This is a genomic window from Nocardioides sp. Z35_8 (genome assembly GCF_059621125.1).
Genome location: NZ_JCAQIE010000009.1, coordinates 1 through 3,248 on the forward strand (window position 1 = coordinate 1; position 3,248 = coordinate 3,248).

The window sequence follows — 3,248 nt, forward strand, 5'->3', positions numbered from 1 at the left end:
GCCCTCGACAGACCCTCGGCTTCAAGACACCATCACAAGCACTAGCCGAGGTGTTGCGCTGACCGCCTGAACCCGCACCGATGAGCGGACCAACGCCGACACCCTGCCCCTAGGGTCAGGACATGGAGCGTCGTACCTCATGGTGGGCCTTGCTTGCTGTCGCTCTAGTCGTGAGCGGTTGCGCGGACGACTCAGCCCCAAGTCTGGACTCCGGCCTCAAGGGCACGATGAGAGTCGCGCCTACATCGGCGACGCCCGGACAAGAGGTCGCACTGCGATTCCCCTCTGATAGTCAACGCGGGATCGCGTTTTCGCTTGCCCAGTGGAGCGAGGGTCAGTGGGAGGAGAAGTACTTCCTGACCTCTGATTGGGGCACGTCAGGCGACGCCACGCCGACGTGGTGGACGGTCGAGGACAGCGCAGACCGGGGTTGGGAACAAGTCGGAGTAAGCGGCCCTGGGCCAGACCGCGTGCTTGTCCCCGAGACTGCCTCGCCGGGCGACTACCGACTGTGCACGGCGAACGCCCTCGACGAGGCGTGTGCTCTGCTGACGGTGTCCGGCTGAGGAACGCCGTGCCTCAGGGAGCACATTGAACATCCGGATCTGCCGCGACTCGTGCATCCGCCCAGGCCGATGCGCGGACGTTGGGCAGCCAACCGTTTGCTACCTGGTCGGCTCAGACGACGAGCGTGATGTCTCGCGCTGACACGATTCGACAATGCTCCCTACGCGAAATCACTCCAAGTAGGTGAGCGTCCGCACGCGGTGGTACCCCGGCTGCACAGCACGGATCAGGTCTTCGCCGGTGACCACGACACCGGTATGGATGGCCGCCATCGCGAAGCCGACTAAGCCGCTTCCCCCTTCGTCGTCGGCATCGAGGCCGACCCGGGCCGAGTCGAACATGGGGCGCAACTCGGGAGGCACGAACTCCTTCTCCTCCTCATCCACGTACATGAACTCGTCAGCGTCGAAGACAACCCCGCCGTCGCGAGCGCAACCAAACCGCTCATGGGCCATGATGTTGCAGCGCGTGACCGCCGCAGCGCCTCCGAGCGACGAGAGTGCGGCCAGCACTCGTGGGCTGGGGTCGGCGTATCCAGTGTGCTCGAACGCGACAACACCACCCTCGACCTCGGCCAACGCATACCCGGAGTAGTCCACATCCTCCAGGTCCGGATACGGCTCTCCGTTGGGTTCGGCTTCCGCGCCGATAAGTCGAAGCACGTCCGCACGCGTGCCACCCCGGACGAGCAGCACGGTCAGCGACTCGCCGTCGATTCCCGCAGCCTCGAACATCGCCTCGTAGTGGAAGGGGTCGTGATCCATGCAGGGAGGCTAGCGTCGCCACGCGAGGCAGCGGTGGTCTAGCGACAACGTGAGCCGTGACGAACGCGCGCACATGCCGCGATCAGGTCGACCGCATCTGCCGATGAGCGGGTGATGGCGACCCAAGACGCAGCGACGCCACCGGCCTTCGTCGATTCGTTAGGAACTCAGTGGCGCTGAATCACCAGGACGTCCACGATGGACGTGTGCCGCGCCTTCACGCCGATGAGATCGACATCGACGAACAAGCTGTCTCGGCGCTCGTGGCGATGTCCATGCCGGAGTTCGCAGGGCTGCCCGTCAGGCGCTTCGCGTCCTCCGGCTCTACCAATGCCCTATTCCGGCTAGGGCACCACATGCTGGTCCGTCTGCCGCGACAGCCCGGTGGGTCTGCTGCCATCGAGAAGGAAGCCACGTGGCTACCCCTCGTAGGCGCTGGACTCTCGGTGCCGGTCCCGAAGGTCATCGCTGTCGGTGACCCCAACCTCGGCTACCCAGAGAAGTGGCTCGTGACTTCTTGGCTGAAGGGCCGCCTTCCGACCGTGCCACCGACGGCGGACGCTCAGACCGCCAAGAACATGGCCATCGACCTCGGCGCGATGTTGGCACAACTTCGCAGCCTCCCGGTTCCGTCGGCGGCGCTGAGCGACCCTCGACTCAACGCATACCGGGGCGGGCCTCTCTCTGATCTCGTCGAGGACTTTGACGAGGTGGTAGAGGCGTGTCGGGCGATCGGTGACCTGGACCTCGACCTAGAACGCACTCGGAGCGTTTGGGACGACGCCTTGGAAGCCGAGCGGGACCTTCCTCAGCGCCAGCACTGGTACCACGGCGACCTGCTCGCTGAGAACCTTCTCGTATCTGATGATGGCCGCCTTGCCGGTGTCCTCGACTTCGGCGGCCTCGCAGTCGGCGACCCAACCGTCGACCTCATTGCGGCGTGGGAAGTCCTTGACGCGGAGGGTCGCCAAGTCTTGCGCGAGACGCTCGGTGTGAGCGATCAAGAATGGCGCACGAGCATGGGCTGGGCCATGTTCATCGCCGTCATCACCTTCCCGTACTACTGGCACACCATGCCGAAGAGGTGCGCCGACCGGTTGGCGATGGCGCATGCGGTCCTCTCCGAGGCTTGATCGGGGCGTCGGCAGGGGAGGACACTCCTCCACGTACTCCACGACCACGAGTCGCCTCAGTGCGAGCGTCCGGATCTGCCGCTGATGGTGCGCGGATCTGCCGAGAATGCGTGCGCCGAGGCGCGATACTGGATAGGTGAGTTCGATGCGGAGGTCGTCCGTCGACCACCTTCTTACGCGGTCGCTGATGCCGGTCGCTGCCCTCGTCGCACATGTTCCGTTGATGGTGCTGCTCGGAGGATGCGACGAACAGCCGAAGCCCGTCACGCTTCGTGCTGACATCCTCCTGTCCGACCCCTATGCCAAGTCCGTGGTGGGAAGACAGACCACGCTCTATGGGGCACTGGACGTGTCGAGCGACGGGTGCGTCTCACTCCGTACCGACGACGGGGAGTTTCCAGTCTGGGCGATGGTCGGAGCAACGCTCGAAGACGATGGCCGAACCATCACGTTTCCTGCGGTCGGCGAGTACTCCCTCGGTGATGACATCGAGGTGCCTGGCGGCGTCCGAACTATCGCGTCGCCCGGAGTGGAGTTGCGCCCTAAGGGATTCCAAGCCTGCTTCTCTAAGTCGGATCGAGCGCAACGCCAACTCACGGCCGCGTTCGTCGAGCCGCCGGTGCGAGCGCCGTAACGCGACGCCGAGGCGCCCTTTGAGGCGTTGACTCGCGTCCATGCCCAACGTCCGGATCTGCCGCTGATAGTGCGCGGATCTGCCGAGATGAGGGCGCCGGGCGAGCGGGGTGGCCGCCAGCGTTCGCGTCCCCAGGTGCAGTGGGGCGCG

3 protein-coding genes are annotated in these 3,248 nt (G+C 65.1%); 2 read left to right on the forward strand and 1 reads right to left on the reverse strand.

The features are described 5' to 3' along the window. Window positions 1-737 precede the first annotated feature (737 nt). Entirely contained in the window at window positions 738-1,331 is a 594-nt protein-coding gene (locus AC54T2_RS19625; RefSeq protein ID WP_496667006.1) for a DUF6461 domain-containing protein, read from the reverse strand. A gap of 170 nt (window positions 1,332-1,501) precedes the next feature. Here AC54T2_RS19625 and AC54T2_RS19630 point away from each other — a divergent pair, with 170 nt between their 5' ends. Together AC54T2_RS19630 and AC54T2_RS19635 are read left to right on the forward strand one after the other, a co-directional pair. Then, entirely contained in the window at window positions 1,502-2,464 is a 963-nt protein-coding gene (locus AC54T2_RS19630; protein ID WP_496667007.1) for an aminoglycoside phosphotransferase family protein, read from the forward strand. A gap of 136 nt (window positions 2,465-2,600) precedes the next feature. Continuing rightward, complete coding sequence (locus tag AC54T2_RS19635; protein ID WP_496667008.1) at window positions 2,601-3,098, forward strand: hypothetical protein; 498 nt, start codon at window positions 2,601-2,603, stop codon at window positions 3,096-3,098. Window positions 3,099-3,248 lie beyond the last annotated feature (150 nt).

Excerpts from the sequence above, each read along its gene's own strand:
- AC54T2_RS19625 (WP_496667006.1), bottom strand. The coding sequence starts at position 1,331 with ATGGATCACGACCCCTTCCACTACGAGGCGATGTTCGAGGCTGCGGGA.